15 protein-coding genes, 2 tRNA genes and 1 pseudogene are annotated in these 23,808 nt (G+C 53.6%); 11 read left to right on the top strand and 7 right to left on the bottom strand.

Annotated features, from left to right (window positions below; genetic code table 11):
• Nucleotides 1-401: 401 nt before the first annotated feature.
• From ACI1P1_RS26395 to ACI1P1_RS26380, 4 genes are all read left to right on the top strand, one after another.
• Nucleotides 402-1,985 carry a glycoside hydrolase family 43 protein gene (locus ACI1P1_RS26395; RefSeq protein ID WP_416219511.1) on the top strand — a complete coding sequence of 528 codons (1,584 nt, stop codon included), beginning with the start codon at nt 402-404 and terminating at the stop codon, nt 1,983-1,985.
• Nucleotides 1,986-2,010: 25 nt separating this feature from the next.
• On the top strand, nt 2,011-3,588 hold the full coding sequence (locus ACI1P1_RS26390) for a glycoside hydrolase family 43 protein (RefSeq protein ID WP_416219510.1): 1,578 nt from the start codon (nt 2,011-2,013) through the stop codon (nt 3,586-3,588).
• A 107-nt stretch (nt 3,589-3,695) separates the two neighbouring features.
• Nucleotides 3,696-6,089, top strand: a complete 2,394-nt coding sequence (locus tag ACI1P1_RS26385) for a helix-turn-helix domain-containing protein (protein WP_416219509.1) — start codon at nt 3,696-3,698, stop codon at nt 6,087-6,089.
• Nucleotides 6,086-7,600: an extracellular solute-binding protein gene (locus tag ACI1P1_RS26380; protein ID WP_416219508.1), complete on the top strand. Its 1,515-nt coding sequence runs from the start codon at nt 6,086-6,088 to the stop codon at nt 7,598-7,600. Before ACI1P1_RS26385 ends, ACI1P1_RS26380 begins: the two co-directional genes overlap by 4 nt.
• A gap of 53 nt (nt 7,601-7,653) precedes the next feature.
• Here ACI1P1_RS26380 and ACI1P1_RS26375 read toward each other — a convergent pair whose 3' ends face one another.
• Complete coding sequence (locus ACI1P1_RS26375; protein WP_416219507.1) at nt 7,654-9,672, bottom strand: GDSL-type esterase/lipase family protein; 2,019 nt, start codon at nt 9,670-9,672, stop codon at nt 7,654-7,656.
• Nucleotides 9,673-9,905: 233 nt separating this feature from the next.
• Here ACI1P1_RS26375 and rbr point away from each other — a divergent pair, with 233 nt between their 5' ends.
• The 3 genes from rbr (at nt 9,906) to ACI1P1_RS26360 (ending at nt 11,017) form a co-directional block, all read left to right on the top strand.
• Nucleotides 9,906-10,499 carry a rubrerythrin gene (rbr, locus tag ACI1P1_RS26370; protein WP_416219506.1) on the top strand — a complete coding sequence of 198 codons (594 nt, stop codon included), beginning with the start codon at nt 9,906-9,908 and terminating at the stop codon, nt 10,497-10,499.
• A gap of 366 nt (nt 10,500-10,865) precedes the next feature.
• A tRNA-Gly gene (locus tag ACI1P1_RS26365) sits at nt 10,866-10,940 on the top strand.
• Between the two features lie 3 nt (nt 10,941-10,943).
• Nucleotides 10,944-11,017: transfer RNA gene (locus ACI1P1_RS26360), tRNA-Arg, on the top strand.
• A gap of 566 nt (nt 11,018-11,583) precedes the next feature.
• On the opposite strand, the gene ACI1P1_RS26355 is transcribed toward ACI1P1_RS26360, so the two are convergent.
• From ACI1P1_RS26355 to ACI1P1_RS26340, 4 genes are all read right to left on the bottom strand, one after another.
• Nucleotides 11,584-12,456 (bottom strand): carbohydrate ABC transporter permease, encoded by an 873-nt coding sequence (locus tag ACI1P1_RS26355; protein ID WP_416219505.1) that lies wholly within the window; start codon nt 12,454-12,456, stop codon nt 11,584-11,586.
• 70 nt (nt 12,457-12,526) lie between these two features.
• A complete protein-coding gene (locus ACI1P1_RS26350; RefSeq protein WP_416219504.1) occupies nt 12,527-13,480 on the bottom strand; it encodes an ABC transporter permease in 954 nt (317 codons plus the stop codon).
• A gap of 94 nt (nt 13,481-13,574) precedes the next feature.
• Nucleotides 13,575-15,107 carry an extracellular solute-binding protein gene (locus tag ACI1P1_RS26345; protein ID WP_416219503.1) on the bottom strand — a complete coding sequence of 511 codons (1,533 nt, stop codon included), beginning with the start codon at nt 15,105-15,107 and terminating at the stop codon, nt 13,575-13,577.
• A gap of 346 nt (nt 15,108-15,453) precedes the next feature.
• Complete coding sequence (locus ACI1P1_RS26340) at nt 15,454-16,992, bottom strand: extracellular solute-binding protein (RefSeq protein WP_416219502.1); 1,539 nt, start codon at nt 16,990-16,992, stop codon at nt 15,454-15,456.
• Between the two features lie 99 nt (nt 16,993-17,091).
• Here ACI1P1_RS26340 and ACI1P1_RS26335 point away from each other — a divergent pair, with 99 nt between their 5' ends.
• Together ACI1P1_RS26335 and ACI1P1_RS26330 are read left to right on the top strand one after the other, a co-directional pair.
• The gene (locus ACI1P1_RS26335; protein ID WP_416219501.1) at nt 17,092-19,401 is read left to right on the top strand and encodes a helix-turn-helix domain-containing protein; all 2,310 of its coding nucleotides are present in this window, start codon (nt 17,092-17,094) and stop codon (nt 19,399-19,401) included.
• 78 nt (nt 19,402-19,479) lie between these two features.
• On the top strand, nt 19,480-20,583 hold the full coding sequence (locus tag ACI1P1_RS26330; protein WP_416219500.1) for a hypothetical protein: 1,104 nt from the start codon (nt 19,480-19,482) through the stop codon (nt 20,581-20,583).
• 145 nt (nt 20,584-20,728) lie between these two features.
• On the opposite strand, the gene ACI1P1_RS26325 is transcribed toward ACI1P1_RS26330, so the two are convergent.
• On the bottom strand, nt 20,729-20,911 hold the full coding sequence (locus ACI1P1_RS26325; protein WP_416219499.1) for a hypothetical protein: 183 nt from the start codon (nt 20,909-20,911) through the stop codon (nt 20,729-20,731).
• Nucleotides 20,912-21,104: 193 nt separating this feature from the next.
• Between ACI1P1_RS26325 and ACI1P1_RS26320 the strand changes: the two genes are divergently transcribed.
• A complete protein-coding gene (locus ACI1P1_RS26320) occupies nt 21,105-21,671 on the top strand; it encodes a cysteine hydrolase family protein (RefSeq protein WP_416219497.1) in 567 nt (188 codons plus the stop codon).
• Between the two features lie 31 nt (nt 21,672-21,702).
• Nucleotides 21,703-23,148 (top strand): nicotinate phosphoribosyltransferase, encoded by a 1,446-nt coding sequence (locus tag ACI1P1_RS26315; RefSeq protein WP_416219496.1) that lies wholly within the window; start codon nt 21,703-21,705, stop codon nt 23,146-23,148.
• Nucleotides 23,149-23,156: 8 nt separating this feature from the next.
• On the opposite strand, the pseudogene ACI1P1_RS26310 reads toward ACI1P1_RS26315, so the two are convergent.
• Nucleotides 23,157-23,784, bottom strand: a pseudogene (locus tag ACI1P1_RS26310) (NUDIX hydrolase).
• Nucleotides 23,785-23,808 lie beyond the last annotated feature (24 nt).

Raw genomic sequence — 23,808 nt, 5'->3', positions numbered from 1 at the left:
CCACCTGGATCTCCATCGGTGTTTGACAAATGACATGGATATACCTGCTCTCTCAAATTTTTTAGTTCAATCCATAATTAGTATATGAGATAAGAGGAAAATGGAAAAGGAAATTTATTGGGGAATAAAGTGAAATTTCCGGTTTTTCCGGCGGGAAAGGTCTAAACTAAGAAGGGGCCTCAGGTGTATAATGGATAATAAACCAGAAAAAAGGTGATCCTTGCCAAAACCGCAGCGCCACAAAAAGTTACGAAGTTAATTTGTTTAATGAACAAACAAATATGTATAATAAATGAGAAAGTAATCAACTGAATTCAAAGATTTTTTATGCATGTATGTTAAACTATTGAGATCAGACACCCATTACAAGGCGTTCTTTTGTGAAAGGAGCACAACCACAGATGACAACTGAGCAAAGCTTTACCCCTGTATGGCAGGCGGATTTGGGAGACGGACGTTTCCAGAATCCGATTTTGTATGCGGATTATTCCGATCCGGACATTGTACGCGTAGGCGACGATTTCTATATGACGGCTTCCAGCTTCGTCAGCTCGCCGGGGCTGCCGATTCTTCATTCCAAGGATCTGGTCAACTGGACCATTATCGGACATGCGGTGGACCGTATGCCTGGCGGTTATGACGGCTGTGTACGTCATGGCGACGGTGTATGGGCACCTGCCATCCGTTACCATGACGGCAAGTTCTGGATTTACTTCAGCGCCCCTGACGAAGGCATCTATATGACCACCGCCGAGAATCCGGCAGGACCCTGGACACCTCTTCATATGGTCAAAGAGGTCAAGGGCTGGATCGACCCGTGCCCGTTCTGGGATGATGACGGAAAAGCCTACCTGGTCCATGCCTTCGCCAGAAGCCGCTGCGGCATCAAGCATCGGCTGAAGATGTGTGGAATGAAGCCGGACGGCACTGCTCTGCTGGACGACGGCGAAGTGATTTTTGACGGGGAAATAGAACATCCGACCATGGAAGGCCCCAAGATGTACAAGCGTAACGGCTACTACTATATCTTCGCTCCGGCAGGCGGCGTACCGACAGGCTGGCAGACCATTCTGCGCTCCAAGTCTGTTTACGGCCCCTATGAGGACAAAATTGTGCTGCATCAAGGAGAAACTCCGGTGAACGGGCCCCACCAAGGCGGCTACGTGGATCTGGATTCCGGTGAAAGCTGGTTTGTCCACTTCCAGGACAGAGAGGCATATGGCCGGATCGTCCACCTTCAGCCTATGGGCTGGGAGAATGATTGGCCGGTTATGGGTGTGAACCAGAACAAAGACGGTATCGGCGAGCCGGTGCTGGTGTGCAAGAAGCCCAATGTAGGCAAGGAATATCCCGCTGCAGTTCCGGAAACCAGCGATGACTTCAACGCAGCCGTGCTGGGCCTGCAGTGGCAATGGCAAAGCAACCGCAAGGAAGAGTGGTACTCCCTCGAAGCCAATCCGGGATATCTGCGGCTGTACACCCAGGCGCTTCCCGAAGGAGGCAGCATTCTTTATCATGCTCCCCATGTTCTCTGCCAGAAGCTTCCGGCACCTGAGTTTGCGGCTACCGCTAAGCTGGAGCTGAATCTGGCTCAAGGCGAATCGGCGGGACTGACTGCCTTTGGACATGACTATGCCTATGTGGCTGTGGAAGCGGCAGATAACGGCCTCAAGCTTGTTTATGTGGACAGCTTCGGCAACAAGGACAAGGAAACAGCTCCTGCCGAAAGCCGAAAAGCGGTGATTGACCTGCCAAGCGGCACAAAAACCGTGTATCTCCGGACGGAATGCAGACTGGAAGCGGTCTTCACCTTCTCTTACAGCCTGGACAATGAAACCTATATCCCGTTTGGCGAATCCTTTACGGCTGTACCCGGAGGCTGGGTTGGAGCCAAGGTAGGACTGTTCGCTTTGAAACCAACCGCCGGTACCGAGAGCGGTTATGCCGATGTGGATTGGCTCCGCTTCGATCTCTTGAAGGCGTAAGCGGACAAAGGAGCGTATAAACCCTATGGCGACATTTCGTAACCCGATTATTCCCGGCTTTAATCCGGACCCGTCCGTCTGCCGGGTAGGCGATGATTATTATCTGGTGGTGTCCACCTTCGAATATTTCCCGGGTGTGCCGATCTTCCACAGCAAGGACCTGGTGCATTGGCGCCAGATCGGCCATGTGCTGGACCGGCCGTCCCAGCTGGATCTGGACGGCACTCCTTGCTCCAAGGGAATTTATGCCGCGACCATCCGGTACCATGAAGGCATCTTCTACATGATTACTACCTTCGTGGAGAGTGTCACCGGAGCCAGACGGAACTTCTACGTGACGGCAGAGGACCCCAGTGGTCCCTGGTCCGATCCCGTTTGGCTGCCGGAGGCGCCCGGCATCGATTCCTCCCTGTTCTTCGACGATGACGGCAAGGCCTACATTATGGCCAACCGCCAGCCTCCCGGCGGACAGCAGTACCCCAAGCATATGGAGATTTATCTGCAGGAGCTGGACCTGGCCCAAGGCAAGCTGGTGGGCGAGAAGTACAGCCTTTGGGACGGTGCGTTGAAATTTATCCATGCCCAGGAGGGCCCTCACTTGTACAAGGTGGACGGCTGGTACATTCTCCTGATTGCCGAAGGAGGCACCGGGCACACCCATTCCATAACGGTTGCCCGCAGCCAAAGCCTGACTGGTCCTTACGAGGGCTGCAAGTCGAACCCCATTCTGACCCACCGCCATCTGGGCAAACGCCACCCCATTTCCAACGTGGGACATGGTGATCTAATAGAAACCCAGAACGGCGACTGGTGGATGGTCTGCCTGGGCTCACGGCCTTATGGCGGCTACTACCGCAACCTGGGCCGGGAATCTTTCCTGGTACCGGTGGAATGGGAGGACGGCTGGCCGGTGGTCAATGCCGGTAAGGGTATGGTGGAGATAGAGATGGAGCGTCCCAATCTTCCACAGCAGCGGTTCTCGCCGTTTCCGGCCTGTGATCATTTTGACCGCAACCGTCTCGCTTACACCTGGATGTTCATTCGTACGCCGCGGGGGGATTTCTGGTCCTTGGAGGAACGTCCCGGCTATCTGCGCCTGCGGCTGAAGCCGGAGACATTGATGCAGGAGGCCAATCCGGCCTTTGTCGGACGGCGCCAAGAGCATATGAGCTTCGCCGCACGGACTGCATTGGAGTTCCAGCCGAAAACCGAGCAGGAGGCCGCAGGTGTGGTGCTGCTGCAGAATACGGAGTACCAGTACCGGATGGAAGTGGCGCTGGCCGGTGGTAGTAAGTCGGTCCGCCTGATCCGCAGAACGGCAGGTACCGACGAGGTGCTGGCTGCAGGGCCGCTCCCGGAGCCGGACAGCCGGATCTACCTGAAGGTGGAGGCGGTTGGCCAAAGCTACAGCTTCTATTACGCCACCCAGTCCGAGGAGTGGCAGCCGCTGGTGGAAGACGCAGACGGCACCCTCCTCAGCTCCGATGTGGCAGGAGGCTTTACGGGCTCCGTGATGGGCCTGTATGCTACCTCCCATGGAACCGGCAGCAGCAATTATGCCGACTTCGACTATTTCGAATATTTGCCTTTGAACGACGAGTAGCACGTGTCCAGTTTGCAGCCCTGCCGGCCATTTCTTGCGGTAGGGCTGCTTTTCCTGTAACCGGACTGTTCGAAGAGGTGCATGCTGCAGAGAAGGGGGGGCCGCCCATGCATAAATACCTGACCCGTTTATTAATGTACAGTCTGCTCTTGGGAGCGCTGCCTGCGATTTTGATCGGAGTCATCTCTTATTACATCGCTGCCCATGATATTAAAAACAAAGTAAATGAAGCCAATGAGCAGCTGCTGGCCCAGACCCAGCTCCGAGTGGAGCAGACGTTGCGCTCTATGGAGATGTCGGCCATGCAGTTCGCCACTTCCAGCCTGGTCAAGGCGGCCATGGACAAGCCGATGACGGCAGAGGACTTTAGGGACGTGCGCAGCCTCATGACCGAGCTATTCCAACTGCAGACCCAAACGATTATCAATCAGGCCTATCTGGTGAATCTGGAGCATAACTGGATGATTAACCATCAGGCGTTGGAGACGCTGTGGGACCACCCTGAAAGTGCTGAATTTCTGTCATATGCCCGGAACGGCCGGGATTTCTTCTGGTCCTCCGGCAGTCTCAACAGCGTTGGCAGTCTTGGCAGAACGCCAGGGGCAGAGGAAGAGGAAGCTCCGGCTAACCCTGCGGATATGATCCGGCTGGTCCAAAAAATCCCCATGATTCCCGGCAGCACCACGCCAAAAGGATTGCTGGTACTGCAAATTTCCGCCGCGGATATCAGGAGCCTGCTGACACCGGATAATGCCCTGGGCACCCAATATATTCTGGATCGAAGTGGCAGCGCTTTCCTTTCCCCGGTGGAGGAAATGCGTCACTATGAAGCTATCAATCTCCGTATCTCCAGTCAGGTGAGCCGGCTTTCGGAGGAGGGAGCGGCAGGGCTGGAGCCGGTGACCGGATTTTTCTACTCGGAATTAAACGGCCACAAGGCGGGCATTACCTACCGGACCTCCAGCTTGAACGGCTGGACATACGTTTCTGCGGTTTCTGTAGCTGATATCACCCGGGAAAGCTCCAAAATTGCCTGGGCCACTGTGCTGGCCTGCCTGTTGATTCTTACCGTTGTTCTGCTGCTGTCGCTCCTGGGCACCCGCCACATGTACCGCCCGATCCGCCGTTTATTGGAATTCTCCAAGGGGATAGCGCCAGGGGATGGTTTGGACCGCACTGGCCAAAACGAGCTGGAGCAGATCCGGGAGAGCCTGCAGTTTCTCTCCACCTCCCGCAACCGGCTGGACAAGGAGATGAAATCACAAACTGCCCACTTGCGGGAATTTTATATGCTGAAGCTGTTTACAGGCCAGATGTCGGATGATGAATATATGCGCAAATCCGCCCTGTATGGCTTTCCCGCCCAATGGAAAAGCCTTGGTGTGCTGGCTCTGCAAATCGATCTCATGCCGGACAGCCGTTTTCAGGAGCAGGACCGGGAGCTGCTTTTGTTCGCCGTCAACAATATGGTGGAGGAGCTATTGCCTGCCCATTCCCGCTTCAATCCCATCCTCCTGAATGATTCCCAGGTGACGCTGCTGGCACTGGAGACGGATGACCAGGAAACGGGGAAAGCCATCCTCTACAGCTTCGCGGAAACCGTCCGCTCCCAGGTAGCCCATTACCTGAAATTCCAGGTGAGCATTGGGCTGAGCCGGCCCTTTACCCACCTCTCGGGCACTGTCAGCGCGTACGGAGAGAGCGTGGCTGCGCTGAAGGCACGGATCAATCTTGGAACGGACATTATTGTGCATTACGATGATTTTGTGATTAGGAAGGGTTCTGGGGCTGCCGTTTATTCCCGGCTGAAGCTGGTGGAGGAGCAGCTGGCCCAATCCGTCCGGGAGCTGAAGCCTCACAAAGCGGAGGAGGAGCTGCGGGAGTATATGGGTATGCTCTTGGATGAAAGCAGCGACCGGGCGGAGTATCATATCCCGCTCCTGCAGCTGGCCATGCGGCTGTTGGAGATTGCCCAGGATCAGGGTGTTCCCGTTCATCAGGTTCTCGAGGGGGAAAAGGAAATCCAGCGGTTTCTGCGGCTGCAAACCCGAGAGGAGCTGCTCCAATGGTTCCAGACCAGGCTGTTTGCCCCGCTGATCCAACTGCTCACTGAACGCAATGAGCATCAATATACCAATATCGCCCAGCAAATGGCCGACATCATCCACAGCCATTACGACAAGGAGCTGTCGCTGGAATCCTGTGCGGCCATGATGCATTTTCACCCTTTTTACCTGAGCCGTGTGTTCAAAAAAGAAATGGGCATTGCCTTTAGCGACTATGTGTCGGAGTACCGGATGAATATGGCCAAAATTCTGCTGCAAACTACAGATTTGAAGATCGCGGAGATCGGCGCCAAGCTTCAATATAAGAACAACAGCGCGTTTATCCGCAGCTTCCGCAAGGTGCACGGGATTACTCCGGGCCAGTACCGGGAGCATGCGGACAAGGGCGGCGGCAGTACCGCGCAGGATGCGGCGGAAGGAGGGGAGGAGCCATGAGACAAAGGCTGGCCGTGTTATCTGCAGTGACAGTGGCAGGAGTCTTTGTGACGGCTGTGGCCGCATATGGGCTTAGGGGGAATGGCGGCGGAGCCGGAACCCGGGTTGAAGAGGAGCCGGTTGTGACACTCAGCATGGTGACCAACCAGATTGGGGAAATCCCCAAGGAGGGCAATCCCATCGAGCAGGCCATTCAGGCGTATACCGGTGTCCGGTTGAAGATCGGGTGGGTACCGTCCACTGCATACGACGACAAGATTAATGTGATGATTGCGTCCCGGGAGCTGCCCAAGCTTCTGAAGGTGAACTACACCCCTGCCGTGATCGGCTCGCTTGCGGCGGGATTGTTCTGGGAGATCGGCCCTTATCTGCAGCAGTACCGGAACTTCTCCGCCCAGCCCCGTGCCTTCTTTGACAATGTGGCGGTGGAGGGCAAGCTGTACGGCATTCCCCTGTTCCGTAACATGGGCCGGGTTTCCCTTGTGTACCGTAAGGATTGGCTGGACGCCCAAGGCGGGACGCTGCCGGTAACTCTGGAGGATTGGTACCGGGTAATCCGTGCAGGCACACTGGAGGATCCTGATGGCAACGGCAAGCAGGACACCTACGGCATGATGCTGGACAAAAATTACAACCAGGGCACAGCCTCCACCTTAAGCCGGTTTGCGGTTGCACAGGGGGCCCCGAACAAATGGGGAGTGGATCAGGCGGGGAACTTCATCCCCGAATTTGCCGCTCCGGAATATTTGGATACCCTGAAGCTGTTCCGGCGGCTCTATGCCGAGAAGCTGATCAACCCGGACTTCGCCGTGGTGGACGCCTCTACCATTGACAGGGCTTACGAATCCGGCAAGGCCGCCTTCCGTTTGACCGGGGGCAACGCCCAGACGATCCAAAACCAGCTGGAAAAGCTGAATCCCACCGCCCGGGTGGACAGTGCGCCGCTGGAGGGCCCCCGTGGTATCCGCGTACCCGATGAAGGCGGCAATGCGGGGATGCTGGTTTTTCCGAAAAGCGCCGTCAAAACCGAGCAGGAGCTCCGGCAGATCCTGAGTTTTCTGGACAAGCTGTTGGATCCGCCTATGGTTAATGTGCTGGTGAAGGGTGTGGAAGGCAGGCACTACAGAGTAGAGGGAGAGTTTACGGTTCCGTTGAACAAGGATCTGGACTACCGGGAGGTCAAGCCGTACCGGGACACCTTCCCCAACCGGGATGAGCAGTATCATATGGACAGACCCTCCAAGGATACGGCGCTGGCCCGCAAAAGCAAGCAGATCGGCTATGAGAACGAGCAGTACGCCGTTCCTAATCCGGCGCTGACGCTGGATTCCCCTACGTATGCGGAGCGGGGCAAGGAGCTGGAGCTGCAGATTGCCGATGCCCAGACCCTCTATATCATGGGGAAAATTGACGAGGAGGGCTGGAAGGCGGAGGTGGAGCGCTGGCGGCTGGCCGGCGGGAACCAAATTGCCCGGGAATATAAGGAGGCGTACAGCCGCGTGATGCGCTGACTACAAAAACACCGCCCCGGTTTGAGCCCGAAGGCGGTGTTTCGTTTTGCAGGTTATAAATGAGCCAAGTCATTCTCCTGCTTAACGGGACGGGCCAGCACCCACATGAAATAAAGGGTCTTGGCGGCTTTTTCCCGGGTGACGGTTAACTTGGGCTCCAACAGGTCGCTGTTCTCCATACGGCCGCGGACAAGGCTGTTTTCGGAGCGGATCAGCCCCAGCTCATATGCGTCCTTCAGTTCCGGAGCCAGCTTGGCATCCGCCTGGTCCTTGTCCTTCAGCTGCTCCCACGGAACCACCGGATCATATCGGACACCTTGGGCGCCGGAGCTCAGATTGGGATCATAACCGGGCATGCCGGGCAAAAGAGTGGCTCCGTTATAGTCCGTCATATAGGCGGGTTTTGCGGTAAATGCGGCGTGATATCCTCTGGCCAGCAGCACACCCATACATTCTCGGGTCAGGTCTCCGGAGGGGAAGCCGGAGATTGAGGGAGTGGTTATACCCAGAACCTTAGTTAGTGCGCGGGCAAATTCCTCCATATTCATGGGTTCAAGCGGACGGAAGCAGTTGTCCGCATTCTTCTCCAGCACGCCCAGTTGAAGCAGCTTCTCAATCTGGTTCCGGTAATAAGCGCCCCGTCCGGTGGTAGTGTCTGCGGCCATCTGGGGAAAGAGCGGAGCCCAATTATGCCCCGTTATGGCGGCTTTCACCTCAGGCCGCAGGAATGCAGCAATGGCAGCGGCTGTCCGGTCTCCCCGGGAGCCTGTCTCCGCCAGCTCTTCCGCTACCATACGGGCCAATTGCCGGGCCAACGCTTCCTTGTAGTGGGTGGCGTCGATTTTGTTGGCGGGGTGGCCGTTGGCGAAGCTGCCGTCATTGGTTTTGCCCGGCGTTTCCCCGGCTTCCAGGGACATAAACAGGGCGATGGTGGCTTCCGCTCCAATTTCGTTGTAATACTCTACGCTACGGGCGTTTAAATCCAACAGTGTGATTCCCTCTTCATGGGCCACCTGCCTCATAATGACGGGAAACCGCCGGGTCTGGAAGGAATCGGCGAACACATCACCCGGCTGCGCCTTCCCGTTCACCCGGGATACCGGGGTAACCAATACGGGAATTACGCCGCGGGAGCGGATGGCGGGCAGATACACCTCCCGCAGGTACTCTTCGTAGGTGACCTCCGTATTGCCCCGGCCGAAGCGGTGCAGCTCATCCTGCCGTTCATCATTGTGGCCGGATTGGAGCAGGAGGTAGTCACCGGGATAGGAGGAGAGCAGGAGATCATTAAACCGGCCTTCCCAGTAGCTGTTTTTGAAGGAGCGGCCGCCCATAGAGTAGTTGATGACCCGAACCCGGTCCAGATCGAACAGATCGTCAAACACCTGTCCCCAGCCGCAGAGGGGGGCTTCCTCGAAGGTATAGGATTTGACCGTGGAGTCCCCAAGGGTATAGACGGCGGGGAGCACACCAGCCGGCCGTTCCGGAAGAGGAAGTGCGGTAATCCGGATTTCCCTGATTCCTACGGCGGAATCGGGCTGGGTGGGCTCAATTTCAATATCCAGGAAATTTCGCCCGTTTACATAATGGCAGCGCCACAGTTGTTCGGTGGAGGAAGTGGAACGGGAGGCGTGATGGCGGATAGGGACAAGACCCGCGGCATCCCAGTAACCTTTGTCCAAGAGCCGGCCCGGGTGCATACCGGAAACGGACACATCTGTTGTCTCCGGAGGAGTGGCGGTGATGACCTCAATCTGGTAGGCTCCGGGGGGAATACGCATCCGGAAAGCCATTCCGAAGCGGTTGTAATGCTCCTGCTCCAATCCGGCGGGAGCATCAAAATCCTGGGCGGCGGCATAGAAGCCTGTTGCTTCCGCTGTAATACCCTCCCATTGTACCGGCCGCGGCGGAACCGCGCAGGTTTCGCGGACAAAGCCCCAGCCCCGGGTTTCATCGTATGCAGGCGGTTCACCATGGTTTTGGACCTGGATGTAGCCTGATTTCGTATCGGATGTGAAATTAAATTGCAGGGTCAAGGCAGTTTGATTGTATAAAGATGGTTTGGAACGCATACAAGGTTTCCTTTCTAATGTACGTAATGGAAAGCAGGTCCGCCACAGCAGGCAGCCTGTCTATTGTACCGGATTCTGCCGGTGTTGGGGAGTCCGACGCGCAGAACGGCTCCGAAATATGAACGATTGGCTAACCTTTGCCGCATAGCGATTTATCCTTGTGAAACATGGTACAATATAGAAGGAGTTTTGATACATATATTTATAGATAGAGAAACATGGAGGATAACACAATGAAAAGCTTAATAGGCACACAAACGGCAGAGAATCTGCTGAAGGCTTTTGCCGGGGAATCCCAAGCCAGAAGCCGGTACACCTTTTTCTCGGAGGTAGCGGAGAAGGAAGGTTACCATCAAATCAAAAAAATCTTTATGGAAACTGCAGAAAATGAGAGAGAGCATGCCAAACGCTTTTACAATCTGCTGGTAGCGGGCTTCGAGGGTGAGCTTCCCGTCGGTCTTGAAATTCACGCTGCTTATCCGGTTGCACTGGGCACCACGCTTGATAATCTGGCGGCAGCCGCCCAGGGCGAAAATGAAGAATGGACCGAGCATTACCCGGCATTTGCCAAGGTGGCCCAGGAAGAGGGTTTCCCGGAGGTGGCCGGCGCTTTCAAGCTGATCGCTTCTGTCGAGAAGCATCATGAGGAGCGGTACCGCAAGCTGTATGCCAATGTGGAAACGGACGCCGTTTTCAAGAAGGAAGAAAAGGTCCAATGGAAATGCGACAAGTGCGGCTATATCCACGAGGGTCCGGCGGCTCCCGGGAAATGCCCGGCCTGTCAGGCTGAAAAAGACTATTTCGAGGTAGCCAGCGAAAATTATTAATTGCGATCCGGCGGCATAGGGTGCAGAGCCATTGGCTTTGCACCTTTTATTATTGACCTGGCTGGCTCACGGTCTAAACGGACAGAGAAGCCGTTATTGGCCCGTAAAGGGTTAGATGTCAGGGTAAGCGGACACAGGATCCGTTATCTGCCTGATAAAAGCTTGTTTGGGCGGAGGGATGGTGAAATAACGTACCGTGTGTCCGCGAAATCACGCAAAGCCCGGTTTTTGGCCAAATAACGGATTACCTGTCCGCATGAAGAGCCACCCACCATACGAGGGCGTATGAGCCGATTTCTCCTAACAAAAATGCTTGTCTTTTCTCACACATGATGCTATACTGATATTCCTGAGTAAAAATCAGATGCGGACGTGGCTCAGTGGTAGAGCATCGCCTTGCCAAGGCGAGGGTCGAGGGTTCGAATCCCTTCGTCCGCTCCATATGCACCCTTAGCTCAGCTGGATAGAGCGTTTGACTACGAATCAAAAGGCCGGGAGTTCGAATCTCTCAGGGTGCGTTGGTTAGATTTCAGGAAACGGATGGCGGAGACATTCTCTGCTGTCCGTTTTTTATTTTTCCCAGGGTAACTATTCTCTCCACATAGCCACTCATGCTATGGTTCTCGCCGTACTGATGACCACCGATGAAATGTCGAAAAAGTTCCTCAAACCGGCTCTGCCGGTTTCGGGGCTCCATAACCTATCTGGCCTGCCGGCTAGAATCATGTTATTTCAGAGTAGCGGATGGTTGTGTTTCTAACGGCGGTGAGAGACGCTATTTGGCTCAAAATGGAGGGCTGGCAAATTTAACGGAAGCAGAAGACGTTATTGTGCTAAAAAAGAGCTTGCTGCGGGGGGATTTGCCCCAATAGCGGCTCTGGCCACCATTAGATTTTTGGATGGGGGATTTTTGTTGAAATAAGGTCTCCCACCGCCGTTAGACCAAGCGGGCAGAAGAAATGCCCCCAGATGCAGGTTGGGTGCAGCCATATCTGCATAAAAAGAGCAGGTTATCTTCGCGATAACCTGCTCTTGTATTTTAGCTAACATTTAGCTGGCAACTTGCCATGAGGGAAATTATGGATCAGCCCTTTACGGAACCAACCAATGCGCCCTTGGCGAAGTACTTTTGGATGAACGGGTAAACCATCAGGATCGGAAGAGTGGATACAACGATAACAGCCATCTTGATGGTTTGTTCCGGCGGCTTAATGAACTCGTTGTCCGTATCGGCAGCCATACCACTCGCCGCGATAACGATCTGACGCAGCAATACCTGCACCGGCCATTTGTCTGCATTGTTGATGTACATAATGGCGCTGAAGTAGGAGTTCCAGTAGGTTACAGCGTAGAACAGGGAGATGGTGGCGATGGAAGGCAGGGACAAGGGCAATACAATCTTGAACAGAATGCCAAAGTCTCCGCAGCCGTCCAGCTTCGCCGATTCCTCCAGACCTTCGGGAAGGCCTTGGAAGAAGCTCCGCAGAATGATCAGGTTAAATGCGCTGACAGCGGAAGGGATAATCATGGCGAACAAGCTGTCAATCAGACCTACTTGCTTTACAACCAAGAAGGACGGGATCAAACCGCCATGGAACAACATGGTGAAAACGACCATCAGGTTGAAGAATTTACGGCCGTCCAGATCGCGGCGGGTCAGCCCGTATGCCATCAGGGACGTAATAAACATACTGATCAGGGTTCCGATGGCCGTTACAAAGATGGAAACGCCCAAGGCTTTAAAAATAGTCGGTGTAGACAAAATATATTTGTACGCGTTCAATGTGAACTCAGTGGGAATCAATACGAACGGCTTGCGGGCCATTTCCTCAACGGTGGTAACTGAACCGGCCAGTACGTGCACAAGGGGCAGTACGGTTACCAGTCCGACTATGGTTAGGAGCAAATAGTTAATGGCGTCGAATATTCGATTGCCCAGTGTTTTATCTTGAATCATCCTGCTTCCTCCTTAAAGTAAGAACGACCTTTACGTTTGCTTACGAAGTTGGCTTTCTTGCGAAGAGCCTTTAGTATACGCCCTCTTCGCCAGCTTTTTTCGCCAACCAGTTAGAACCCATAACCAGAATGAAGCTGACGACGGATTTGAACAAACCAACGGCGGTACTGAAGCTGTACTGTCCTTGCTTTAAGCCTGCCGTGTACACGTAAGTGTCCAAAATTTCCGCTACGTCCTTGTTCATGGAGTTCAGCAAGAGGAAGATATGTTCGAAGCTTGTATCCAGCACGCTGCCGACCTTCAGGATCAGCATAACCACAATTACGGTGCGAATGCCGGGAAGCGTAATATGCCAAATTTGGCGAATCCGTGTTGCGCCGTCCATCCGGGCGGCTTCATACAGTCCGGGGTCTACTGCAGCCATAGCGGCTAAGTATACGATGGTTCCCCAGCCTGCTTCTCTCCAGATAACCTGGAGGACATACATGGGATAGAACCAGCCGGAGCTCATCAGGAAGTTGACGGGCTGAAATCCGAAATAGGTGAGCATTTCATTAATAATACCTCCGTCCATGGTGAACATAACGAAGGAAATCGATACGATGATAACCCAGGACAAGAAGTGGGGAATATAAACCAGAGTTTGAACAAAACGTTTGAAGAAGGCATTGCCAACTTCATTCAGCATCAAGGATAAAATAATCGGTATCGGGAAATAGAAGGTTACGTTAACGACAAATACCACTATCGTATTTTTAAATATATTCCAAAACTCCGGTTCACTGAACAGTCGCGAAAAGTGCTTCAGGCCAACCCAGTCGCTGCCCATGATTCCTTTGTACGGCAGATAGTCCTGGAAGGAAATGACCAGACCGAACATGGGAATGTATTTAAAAATCAGAAAGTAAAGAACTCCAGGAAGAATCATTAAATAGATATACCGGTTACGGACGATTCTTTTCCACTTTCTACCGCTGGATTCTTTGTATTTCACCAGCCCCGCTTCAGCAGCCGTATTGTTCATAGCAGTATCTCCTTCTCCTAAATAATCAAAGTATAAATCAACCCTTCAAACGAAGGCCGGGGTTAGTCCAGCCTTCGTTCGAAGAATGAAAAACTTATTTCTTGTTGATTGCAGCGTATTGCTCGTTGAACTCGTCAACGATCTTTTGTCCGCCATCCTTCAGCCACTTGTCGGTAGCAGCCTTGTAGCCAGCTTCATCGATCTTGCCCATGATGAATTGGTAGGTTGCATCCTTGATTTGCTCTTGAAGACGGGTGCCGCGCTCAGCATAGGTTGCGGAATCCAGAGAAGCAGTAGGATCAGTGATCATGAACTTGGCAGCTTCGTTGGACAGGTTATTCGCCTTTTCCAGAGTAGCGGAAGCATACTTTTGCGGGGAAACGTTGGTGGTTTCAGCCAGCGCCATGTTCAGGTAAGGACGAACTTCCTTTTCGATGAGCTTGGTGTCGGTGCTGGATACGATCTTGTTATCAGCATCCAGAGTATAGTGGTTTTGATCCTTCAGACCAAACTTCAGAACGTCAGCCAATTCCTTGCCGTAGAACTTGTCAAATACGCCCAGGATGGCTTTCAGCTCGGTTTCGTTCTTCACAGAGGATTTCGGGAACAGCAGGATGGTGCCGTAGCCGTTGGTGCCCCAAGTTGTTTTCTTGCCGTCCGGACCCTTCAGATCGTTGGAAACGTCGTATTTTGCGTCCGGGAAGTTAGGAGCGGTTTTGTCTTGCATGGTCTTCGCATCGCCCATGGTTCCAATGTAAACACCGGAACGTCCAGTGTACATCAGGTTTTGCTGGTCGTTCTTGGAGGTAACCGGGAAGTCCTGGTTGATCAGGCCTTCAGAGTGAAGCTTCTTATAGAACTTCAAGGTATCCATGTAGTTGGTGGTCATGAAGTCAGGAGTCAGCTTGCCGTTCACAACGCCCCAACCGTTAGGAGTGCCGAACATGGTGGCTACAGTTTTGAAGGAGCCATATACCAGGTCGTTACGGTCAGCCAGCGGAATGGTTTTGCCGTTGCCGGCCAGGTCAGCTTCCTTGATCTTCTTCAGTACATTGTACAGCTCGTCGGTGGTTGTCGGAGCAGCTGCGCCGATCTTGTCCAGCCAGTCCTTACGGAAGATCAAACCGGAACGGGCAGGCTGTCTTTCTTGGTACAAGGAGTAGATTTTGCCGTTAACCTTAGTGTTGTCCAAGATTTTGGTATCCAGCTTGCTCAGGTTCGGGTAGTCCTTCAGAAAAGGCCCGATTTCCCAGAATTGACCGTTCTTGATGGCATCGCGCATCAGAATAAAGGAAGCGGCATTCTTCAGATAAACAGCCTGCGGCAGAGTGCCGGTTGCGAAAGCGGCTTGGAACTTTTCATCATAAGATCCGTCCGGTACCCATTGGATCTCAATTTGAGAGTTGGTGGTTTGTTCAATATACTTTTCGAGTTTGTCGGAAGGGACTTCGGGAGTCTGCAAGTTGGCCATTACCGTAAACTTCACAGGTCCCTGAGTTGTCGCTGCTGGGGAAGCTCCACCGTCAGCTGCGCCCTTGTCACTGCTATCTCCGCATGCTGCCAGTAATCCGCCGGCTACTGCTACAGTAGTCAACGCTGCTACCCATTGGCGTGTTTTTTTTGCCATTTGATCATAACCTCCATTTTTGAACTGTTGTGTTGCGTTTGTCGATTGTTCTGACACGACTAACTATACGGTACGGGATTGCGTTTTGAATATAATCACTGCCCCACACTACACCGCCGCGGACCATCAAAATTGGGCAAAAACCCAGTAGAAACGGGAATCTGGGCTAATGATTATCCCTGTTACACCTGAGGTGATGACACCAGGAGGCGGAGAGGCTCCGGTTTCCTTGCATAATAAAAGGCTCCCCCAATTACAGGAGAACCTATGCATGAATCGACAGGATTTCCTGTGATTCGTGTCGGTCTCCTACGGGGGAACCAGAGAACATTTACATATGACGGGTCTAAGGCCGGCTTGTCCGGAGCGCATCCTCCAGCTCTTGAATGACGTCTGAGCCGCCTTTTTGCATCCAGCTGTCAATCTCCTGCCGGAAGCCGTTTTCGTCGATTTTGCCAAGGATAAAATTGTAGGTGGCATTGTTGATGATGAAATCCAGCTCTACATTGCGGGCGTCATAGGTGTTGGAGGACAACCCAACCGTCGGATTTTCAATCAGCATGGTGGCATTATCCTCGATCAATGTGTTAGCCTCAGCCAGCAGCGGATCAATGCTTACCGGGTCGCGCTTGTACAGATTCGGGTTATTCACGGTGGATACCAATAGGGAGTTCAGCGGCAGAACTTCGGCATTGGACCGGGCATACATGGCGCTATCCTTGTAGGTTACCAAACCGTCCTTCAGAACGTAGTGTGTGTTCTCAATGCCGTAATAAAGCAGATTGCTGATTTCCGGCTCCATCGTCCGGTCAAAAAAGTCCAAAGCATCCCGGAGCTGCTGCTCGTTCTTCAGATTCTTCTTGGAGAAGAAAAACATGCCGCCGTTGCCTGAAACCGACCAGATGCCGTAACCCTTGGGTCCCTGAATCCGGTTAATGACGGTGAAATCCGCTGTAGGATTGACCTGCCGGGTTTCTTCCAATAACCGGGGAGCATCCGCCAAACTGCCTATATAGACACCCGCTTTGCCGGTAATGAGGCGGTAACGCTGCACGGATTTGCTGGTGACGGGGAAATCCGTATTGACCAGCTGTTCCTGATACAGCTTCTTCATATAATTCATCGTATTAAGATATTCCGGCGTGGCGAATTCCGGTGTGAGTTTGCCTCCGGATAACGACCAGCCGTTGGGAGTGCCGAAGTACGAGCTTAACGTTTTAAAGGCCCCGTAATATAGGTCGTTGCGGTCCGTAAGCCCCACGGTATCGGGTTTTCCGTTGCCGTCCGGGTCCTGCTCCGTAAAGGCTTTGAGCACCTTATACAGCTCATCCAAAGTTTTGGGTTCGGTCAGGCCCAGATTATTCAGCCAATCCTTGCGGATAATAACGCCCTGGCGAGATTCGGGACGTTCGTTGAAGAGTCCGTATATTTTACCCTCGAGGGTCATCAGCCTTGCCGAGGTCTGTTCCAGGGTCCGCAGGTTAGGATAATGGTCGAGATAAGGCCCGATGTTCCAGAACATGTCCGACCGGATGGCATTTTTGATGGCGGTGAGATCCGTAGGTTTGACGAATATGGCCTGGGAGTTTTCCTTGCTCTCCAGATTATTCATCATCCGGTTGGAATACACTTCGTCCGGTATCCACTTGATATCCAGCGCATAGCCTGTGCGGGCCTGAATTTCTTGGATCAGGCTTCCCGGAGGCGCAGTTGACTGGTGAAGCGGCAGCATAATACTAAGCGATTGGCCGGCTTGTCCGGGCGGTGCTGTTCCGTCAGCAGAATCCCCGGACCGGGTGACGATTACAATGGCCACAACTGAAGAGACTGCCAAAATAACCGCCAGCGCCGGAATCCAAATGCGCTTGTTCAAATTTACCTTCATATATAGGATTTCCTTTCTATCGGGAGTTGCTATTGGTGGACAAGGCTTGGTACAATATTTCTATCATATCATGAATGAACCGACGTGGGAGTGAAGGTTGTGGGGAAATCCAATTTTTTGACCAAAATGACCGTGTTCAGCTTTGTTCTGTGTATTGTTCCGGTCATGATTATCGGATTTTCTTCCTATCTAAATGCATCCCGGGAAATCAAGAAGCAGGTTAACCAGAGCCAACACCAAATTTTAAGCCAAATGAGCTCGAATGTCGAGCAGACACTGCAAACGGTTAAGCATGCCATGAACCAGCTGGTGGATTCCTCCGCTATGAGCCGGGTCTTTGGCAGTGCATTGACGGAGCAGGACTTTATTCAGTACCAGGACCTGCGCAAGGAGATGCTCAATACCCAAAATTTCTATACGAATCTGGAGGATGTTGTCATCGTCAATCTGGAGCAGAATTGGATGATGAAGAACTCCGGATTTTATCAATTCGATAAATACCTTCATTATTCGCAGATTTCCAACCAGATGCTGCTGTTGAACAATTCCTCCTGGGTGCTCAACAACACGCTCTGGTTTTATAGCGAAATGAAGGCTAATGTGGACGTTTGCCCGTATACCATCAGCCTGGTGCAGAAGCTGCCGTCGTATTCCTCCTATAAAACAGGGATGGCCTTCGCCAATATCTCCAGCTGCGCCATGCCGTCCATCATTAATTATACCCCGCGGCAATCGGAAACAGTGATGATTCTGGATGACCAGGATCGGATTGTCTACCACAATGATCCTGGGATGATCGGGCAATATGCCCGCAGCACAGGGTTTATTCCCAATACCATGGTGCTGCAGGGCAAAAGCGGCCAATATCAGACGGAGGTGGACAAGAAGGATTACACCGCCACCTATCTGCGTTCGGATATGAACAATTGGGTGTATGTCTCCATTATATCCATCGACAGTCTGACGAAGGAAGCCGTCAAGATAAGGAACATCACAATTGCCACAGTGATTGCGCTGCTGGCCGTATTCATGACGCTGGCCTGGTTCTTCTCCCGGAGAATGTATACACCCATCCAGAAGCTGGTACGCCAGACTACCGGCAATATTGTCATGTCCGCCAAGGATAATGAGTTCGATATCATCAGCAACTCATTCCAGGATCTGTTTACCTCCAAAACAAGGCTGGAGCAGGAATCCTTCCGGTATTTGCAGCAGGCCAGAGACTTTTTCCTGATCCGGCTGTTCCAGGGAACCATGCGGAAGCAGGACATACTGGAGAAGATGGAGCAGTTCGGGTACCTGTCCAAAATCAAGGACTGGAATCCTTATTCAGTATTGGTAGTCCAAATCGATACGCTGGATGAGACCCATTACCGTAAAGAAGATATTGACCTTCTTCTGTTTGCGGTTCAGAATATGATAGAAGAGCTTGTCCCTGAAGAGTACAGATTGGCTCCGGTGGTGTTCGATTCCACGGTTTCGCTGATCGTTGGCCGCAGTGACCTCCCCGTAGAAGAGTTTAATACGTGGATTTATGGGCTGACGGAATCCATCCAGCAGATGGTGCTGTCCATCCTGAAGCTGACGGTGAGCATCGGCATCAGTCTGCCGTTTACGGACCTGAAGAATACCCACGTGGCCTTCCGCGAAGGGCTTGAAGCGCTGAAGCACCGGATCCACCTGGGGGTAGGGGTTATTATTCACTATGCCCATATGAATCGCGGTCTTCCCCAGCAGAATCTGGACTATCCGTGGCTGACGGAAAGCGAGCTGTTCGATGCCATCCGCCTGGCGGACGAGGAGAAGGCAAGACATCTGCTGCAGCGGCTGATGACCGTGATCTTCAAGCACGAGATGACGCCGCAGGAGTATCAGGTGCCCATCAACAAGCTTTTGAATAACACCCTGGTGATGATTCAGGAATCCGGCGTGCGGTTGAACCAGCTCATCGAGGGAGGAGAATCCCTTTATGAGGAGCTGCAGAAGCTGCCATTGGCCAAGGAAATAGAGGACTGGTTCTGGAGCCGGATTATCCATCCGCTGATTCTTTTGTTCCAGGAACGGCAGATTTCCCAGTACCAGAACATCTCGGATATTATCCTGGACCGGATTCACCGGGAGTACGACAAGCCGCTTACCATTGAGGGCCTCGCCGCGGAGCTGCATTACAACGCCAATTATTTGAGCAGCGTATTCCGCAATCAGACAGGGCAGACCTTCAGCGATTACCTGTCGGCATTCCGTTTCACTATGGCGAAGAAATGGCTGATTGAAACGGACATGACGGTGAAGGAAATCTCCGAACGGCTGCAGTACCAGAATTCACAGAATTTCATCCGTTCCTTCCGCAAGCAGGAAGAAATGACGCCGGGCCAGTACCGGGAGCTTCACCGGAAAATGTATACCTGATGCATGTCCGGCACATTGCACACGTGAAACGAAAAGGGAAGAAAACAACGAGGTTTTACTGCGAAGGAGACGATGGGCGTGGCAAACCAGAAGGTCATTACCGATAGGACAGTGGCGCTTCTTAACCAAATGGACGGGTTGTTTGACGGCTTTTTCGAATGGATGAAGGGGCAGTACGATCACGAAAGCGGCGGTTTTTTCTATGCCCGCAGCTCGCGGAGCTTGAACCAGCTTCCGGATATCGAATCCTCCTCCCAAGCCTTGAATATACTGGAGCGGGTCGGGCTGCTTGAAGGATGGGAAGCCGCGAAGAAAGAGAAGGCGATCCGTTTCTTCCAGAACAAGCAGGATTCCGCCAGCGGTTATTTCTATGAAGAAAATCCCGATATGCGGGATGACGATGTGATGGTGGGCCGGGCGTTGAGCTACAGTGTAGGTGCCCTGCGCAAGCTGGGAGGTGCTCCCTTGTACCCGCTTCCTCAAAAAATGAACACGATGCCTGAATATATGAAATCCCCGGATACCTATGAAGCTTGGTTGAATGCTATGCCGCTGACCAACAGCTGGCGGGGCTGTGACCGTTTGTGCAACTCAGGACCCTATATCGGCCAGCTGCCGAAGGACGAACAGAAGGAATATCTGAAACGGGCCTTCGATTTTTTCGCACGGATTCAAGATCCGGAAACAGGGCTTTGGGGTGCAGGAAGCGGATATGTCCGCATTTCGGGGTCCTTCAAGCTGGAGACCTTCTACAGCCGCTATGGAATGCCCATGCCCCGCGGGGAAGTGATGTACCGGAGCATGCTCCGCATTCTGCGGGAGGAAACCGCCCGGGATATGTGCTATATCCGCAATCCCATTAACCTGCTGGGGTACATGCGCCCGGAGATCCCTCCGGAGGAATTCGAGGAAATTCTCGAAATTACAATCCGCAACATGGGACGGCTGCGTCAGGCTGACGGCGGTTTCTCCCGTGAGCTGGGCCATTCCCCGGCCGCCACGAATGTGGCTCAGGTGAAGGAAGGGGAATTTTATCCGGAGATGCCCAAGGCCGTACCGCTTGGACTAGGATTGGCTGAGGGCGACATGAATGCCGGAACCCAAGCCCTCCTGATCCGCTCCTTCTGCTATGACATGGCAGGTCTGGTTCCGCCCCAGCTGGATACCTCTTCGTTCCATTAAAGAATAAGAAGCCGTCGGGTGTAATTTCACCTGGCGGCTTTTGCGTATTCGGACAGGGTAATCCGGGTATACCAAAAAAATCCCGCATTCCCCGGAAGGAAGGCGGGATTATCGCCGGATGGGGCATATGGGAGAGAGGATGGGCCTAAACCTGCTCTTCTTCCAAAATACCGCATTGTTTGGCCAGCGTCGGCCAGCGGGAATGGAACATCTGCTCCCACTTGTTCTCGGGCAGCGCTTTGATCCAGTCGGCGATCTGATTGAGTCCCATCTGGTCCAGAGTAGCCACGGCATGGGCTCGGTCCTTTTTGTCCACCAGTAACAGCACGTTTCTCCACCTCGTATCATCAGTATTCAACAAAACATATTTATGCTCAGAATGGAAAAAAGGTGACAAACGGTCTAAAATAATTTTAAATTAGTTGACACCAACGCTTAATAATGTCATATTAATAATATCAAAAGTATAATATTATGTTGTTAAAATAAGCTGCCTCAGGCAGTCAGGGAGGATGAAGCATATGCGAGCGCTGATTGTGATTGATTATACAGTGGATTTTGTAACGGGGGCATTGCCCTGCGGCGAACCGGGCATTGCCATTGAAGACCGGATCAGCCGGCTGACCGGGGACTTTGCGGAGCAGGGGGATTTTGTGGTGATGGCAGTGGATCTGCATGAGCGCAATGATCCCTGGCATCCCGAGAGCAAGCTGTTTTTGCCCCATAATATCCGGGGAACCGATGGGCGCAAGCTGTACGGAAAGCTCGAGCAGGTTTATGAGCAGCACAAGAGCAGCATCTATTGGATGGACAAAACCAGATACAGCGCCTTCTGCGGAACAGATCTGGAGCAGCGTCTCCGGGAGCGGGGCATTACCGAGCTTCACCTGGTGGGGGTGTGCACCGACATTTGTGTGCTCCACACCGCTGTAGACGGCTACAATAAAGGCTTTCAGCTGGTCGTTCATGAGGATGCCGTAGCCAGCTTCAACCCGGCAGGGCATGAATGGGCGTTGGGGCATTTCCGGGGTACCCTGGGAGCAACGGTAGTGGCAGCGGGTGCAGAGGAAAACGGAAGCCTGGAATAAGAGAGGGTAAGGACACAAAGGAGGGACTAACATGAGCTACGGCGATTACGCGCTTCATACGGATAAATATCAGATCAATATGATGTATGCCCATTGGGTGCAGGGAACCCACAACCGCATGGCGGTGTTCGAGGCTTATTTCCGCAAGCTGCCCTTCGGCAACGGTTTTGGCGTGTTTGCCGGTCTGGAGCGGATTGCAGCCTACATCCGGGAGCTTCGCTTTACCGAAGAGGATGTGGCGTACCTGGCGGAGCAGGAGGAGAACTACCGGCCGGAGTTTCTGGATGCGCTCCGGGAGTTCCGCTTCACCGGCCATCTGCATGCGGTGCCGGAGGGGACGCTGGTATTCCCCAACGAGCCGCTGATCCGGGTGGAGGCCCGGATTTTTGAGGCGCAGCTGGTGGAGACGGCGATCCTGAACTTCATGAACTATCAGACCCTCATCGCCACCAAGGCCGCACGGGTGAAACTGGTGGCAGGAGAGGATTCGCTCCTGGAGTTCGGCACCCGCCGGGCGCAGGAGGCGGACGCGGCTATATGGGGGGCGCGTGCCGCTTATATCGCCGGCTTCCACGGCACCTCCAACCTGCGGGCCGGCAAGCTCTTCGGCATTCCTACCAAGGGCACCCATGCCCATGCCTGGGTCCAGGCCCATGCCGAAGAGGAGGAGGCTTTCCTCCGTTATGCCGAGGCGCTGCCCGATCAGGTGACGCTGCTGGTGGATACCTATGATACGCTCAAAAGCGGCGTGCCCAACGCCATCAAGGTAGGCCGCAAGCTGGCCGCCCAAGGCAAGAAGCTGTCGGGCATCCGTCTCGACAGCGGGGATCTGGCCTATCTGTCCCAGCAGGCCAGACGGATGCTGGATGAGGCAGGCTTTCCGGACACCAAGATCATGGCCTCCAATGATCTGGACGAACATGTGATTTTTAACCTGAAGGCCCAAGGGGCGCGGATTGATGCCTGGGGTGTAGGGACCCAGCTGATTACCGCTGCAGACCAGCCGTCCTTGGGCGGAGTTTACAAGCTCACGGCCCGTGAGAAGGCGGATGGCAGCTATGAGCCGGTCATCAAGGTTTCGGGCAATCCGGAGAAGGTGACCACCCCCGGCAAGAAGGAGCTGTACCGGATTGTGGACAGGAAAACGAGGAAAGCCGAGGCGGACTACATTGCCCTGGACGGGGAAGAGGATGTGAAGCAGGGGGCGCGGATCAAGCTGTTCGACCCGATTCACCCCTATCTGCACAAGTTTGTGGAGGACTACGAAGCGATGGCCCTGCTGCAGCCCGTCTTCCGTGACGGGGAGCTGGTTTCGAAGCTGCCTTCTCTGGAGGAAATCCGTCTCTATCACAAGCAGCAGCTGTCCCTGTTCTGGCCGGAATATCTGCGCAAGCTGAACCCGGCCGTTTACCCGGTGGATCTCAGCATTGCCGCCTGGGACAAAAAGATGGAGCTTCTGCACCGCCGCGGGGGCTGAAAACGGAGTTAATCACACAATGGCTGGGCTTGGGGGTCCAGATATAGCCGGACCATGGTTTGCAGCTGTTCTACCGTATTGCGCTCTGCCGATAAGGGGGGCAGGCTGTCCGGAGAGAAAAAGCCCACCTCGGAGGTTTCCAGGGTACCCTCGCCGGCTGCAGCGGCGCCTCCCACAATGGAGCAGGCGATAAATATTTTGTAGATATGCCACGGGGACGGCGGGTGCCCGTGGTTTTTGTTTGTCCAATACAGCCAGCAGCCGGTCGGCTTTCACCTCGTAGCCCGACTCCTCCCGGGTTTCCTTCACAGCTATCTGGAACGGGGAGTACCCTATATCCGCCCAGCCGCCGGGAAGGGCCCAGCCGCCGTCGGTCCGCTCCCGCACCAAAAGAAGCTTGCCCTCCTGCATCACAACGGCCCGGATGTCGGTTTTGGGTGTGGCATAGCCCGTATCCGAGGCGAAGGCCATCCGGATATGTTCCTTGTCTGCGTCTGTATACTGCTCCATGATCTCAATTGCAAGCTCCCGGAGCATTTCGTAACGCTCCTTATCGTAGATATCCTTCACATAGGCCAGTCCCGATTGGGATATGGCCTGAATCTGCTTGGCCCAGACCAGCCATTGGGGATCCATTCCGGTAACGCCTCCTAGTTGGGG

The organism is Paenibacillus mesotrionivorans (assembly GCF_046098205.1).
GTDB lineage: Bacteria > Bacillota > Bacilli > Paenibacillales > NBRC-103111 > Paenibacillus_AR > Paenibacillus_AR mesotrionivorans.
The sequence above is the reverse complement of the archived record's forward strand: the minus strand, read 5'-3'. Positions and strand labels throughout refer to the sequence as shown.

Coding starts and splice junctions, on each gene's coding strand:
- ACI1P1_RS26395 (WP_416219511.1), top strand. CDS start 402: ATGACAACTGAGCAAAGCTTTACCCCTGTATGGCAGGCGGATTTGGGA.
- ACI1P1_RS26340 (WP_416219502.1), bottom strand. CDS start 16,992: ATGAAGGTAAATTTGAACAAGCGCATTTGGATTCCGGCGCTGGCGGTT.
- ACI1P1_RS26345 (WP_416219503.1), bottom strand. CDS start 15,107: ATGGCAAAAAAAACACGCCAATGGGTAGCAGCGTTGACTACTGTAGCA.
- ACI1P1_RS26350 (WP_416219504.1), bottom strand. CDS start 13,480: ATGAACAATACGGCTGCTGAAGCGGGGCTGGTGAAATACAAAGAATCC.
- ACI1P1_RS26380 (WP_416219508.1), top strand. CDS start 6,086: ATGAGACAAAGGCTGGCCGTGTTATCTGCAGTGACAGTGGCAGGAGTC.
- ACI1P1_RS26355 (WP_416219505.1), bottom strand. CDS start 12,456: ATGATTCAAGATAAAACACTGGGCAATCGAATATTCGACGCCATTAAC.
- ACI1P1_RS26390 (WP_416219510.1), top strand. CDS start 2,011: ATGGCGACATTTCGTAACCCGATTATTCCCGGCTTTAATCCGGACCCG.
- ACI1P1_RS26320 (WP_416219497.1), top strand. CDS start 21,105: ATGCGAGCGCTGATTGTGATTGATTATACAGTGGATTTTGTAACGGGG.
- rbr (WP_416219506.1), top strand. CDS start 9,906: ATGAAAAGCTTAATAGGCACACAAACGGCAGAGAATCTGCTGAAGGCT.
- ACI1P1_RS26385 (WP_416219509.1), top strand. CDS start 3,696: ATGCATAAATACCTGACCCGTTTATTAATGTACAGTCTGCTCTTGGGA.
- ACI1P1_RS26315 (WP_416219496.1), top strand. CDS start 21,703: ATGAGCTACGGCGATTACGCGCTTCATACGGATAAATATCAGATCAAT.
- ACI1P1_RS26375 (WP_416219507.1), bottom strand. CDS start 9,672: ATGCGTTCCAAACCATCTTTATACAATCAAACTGCCTTGACCCTGCAA.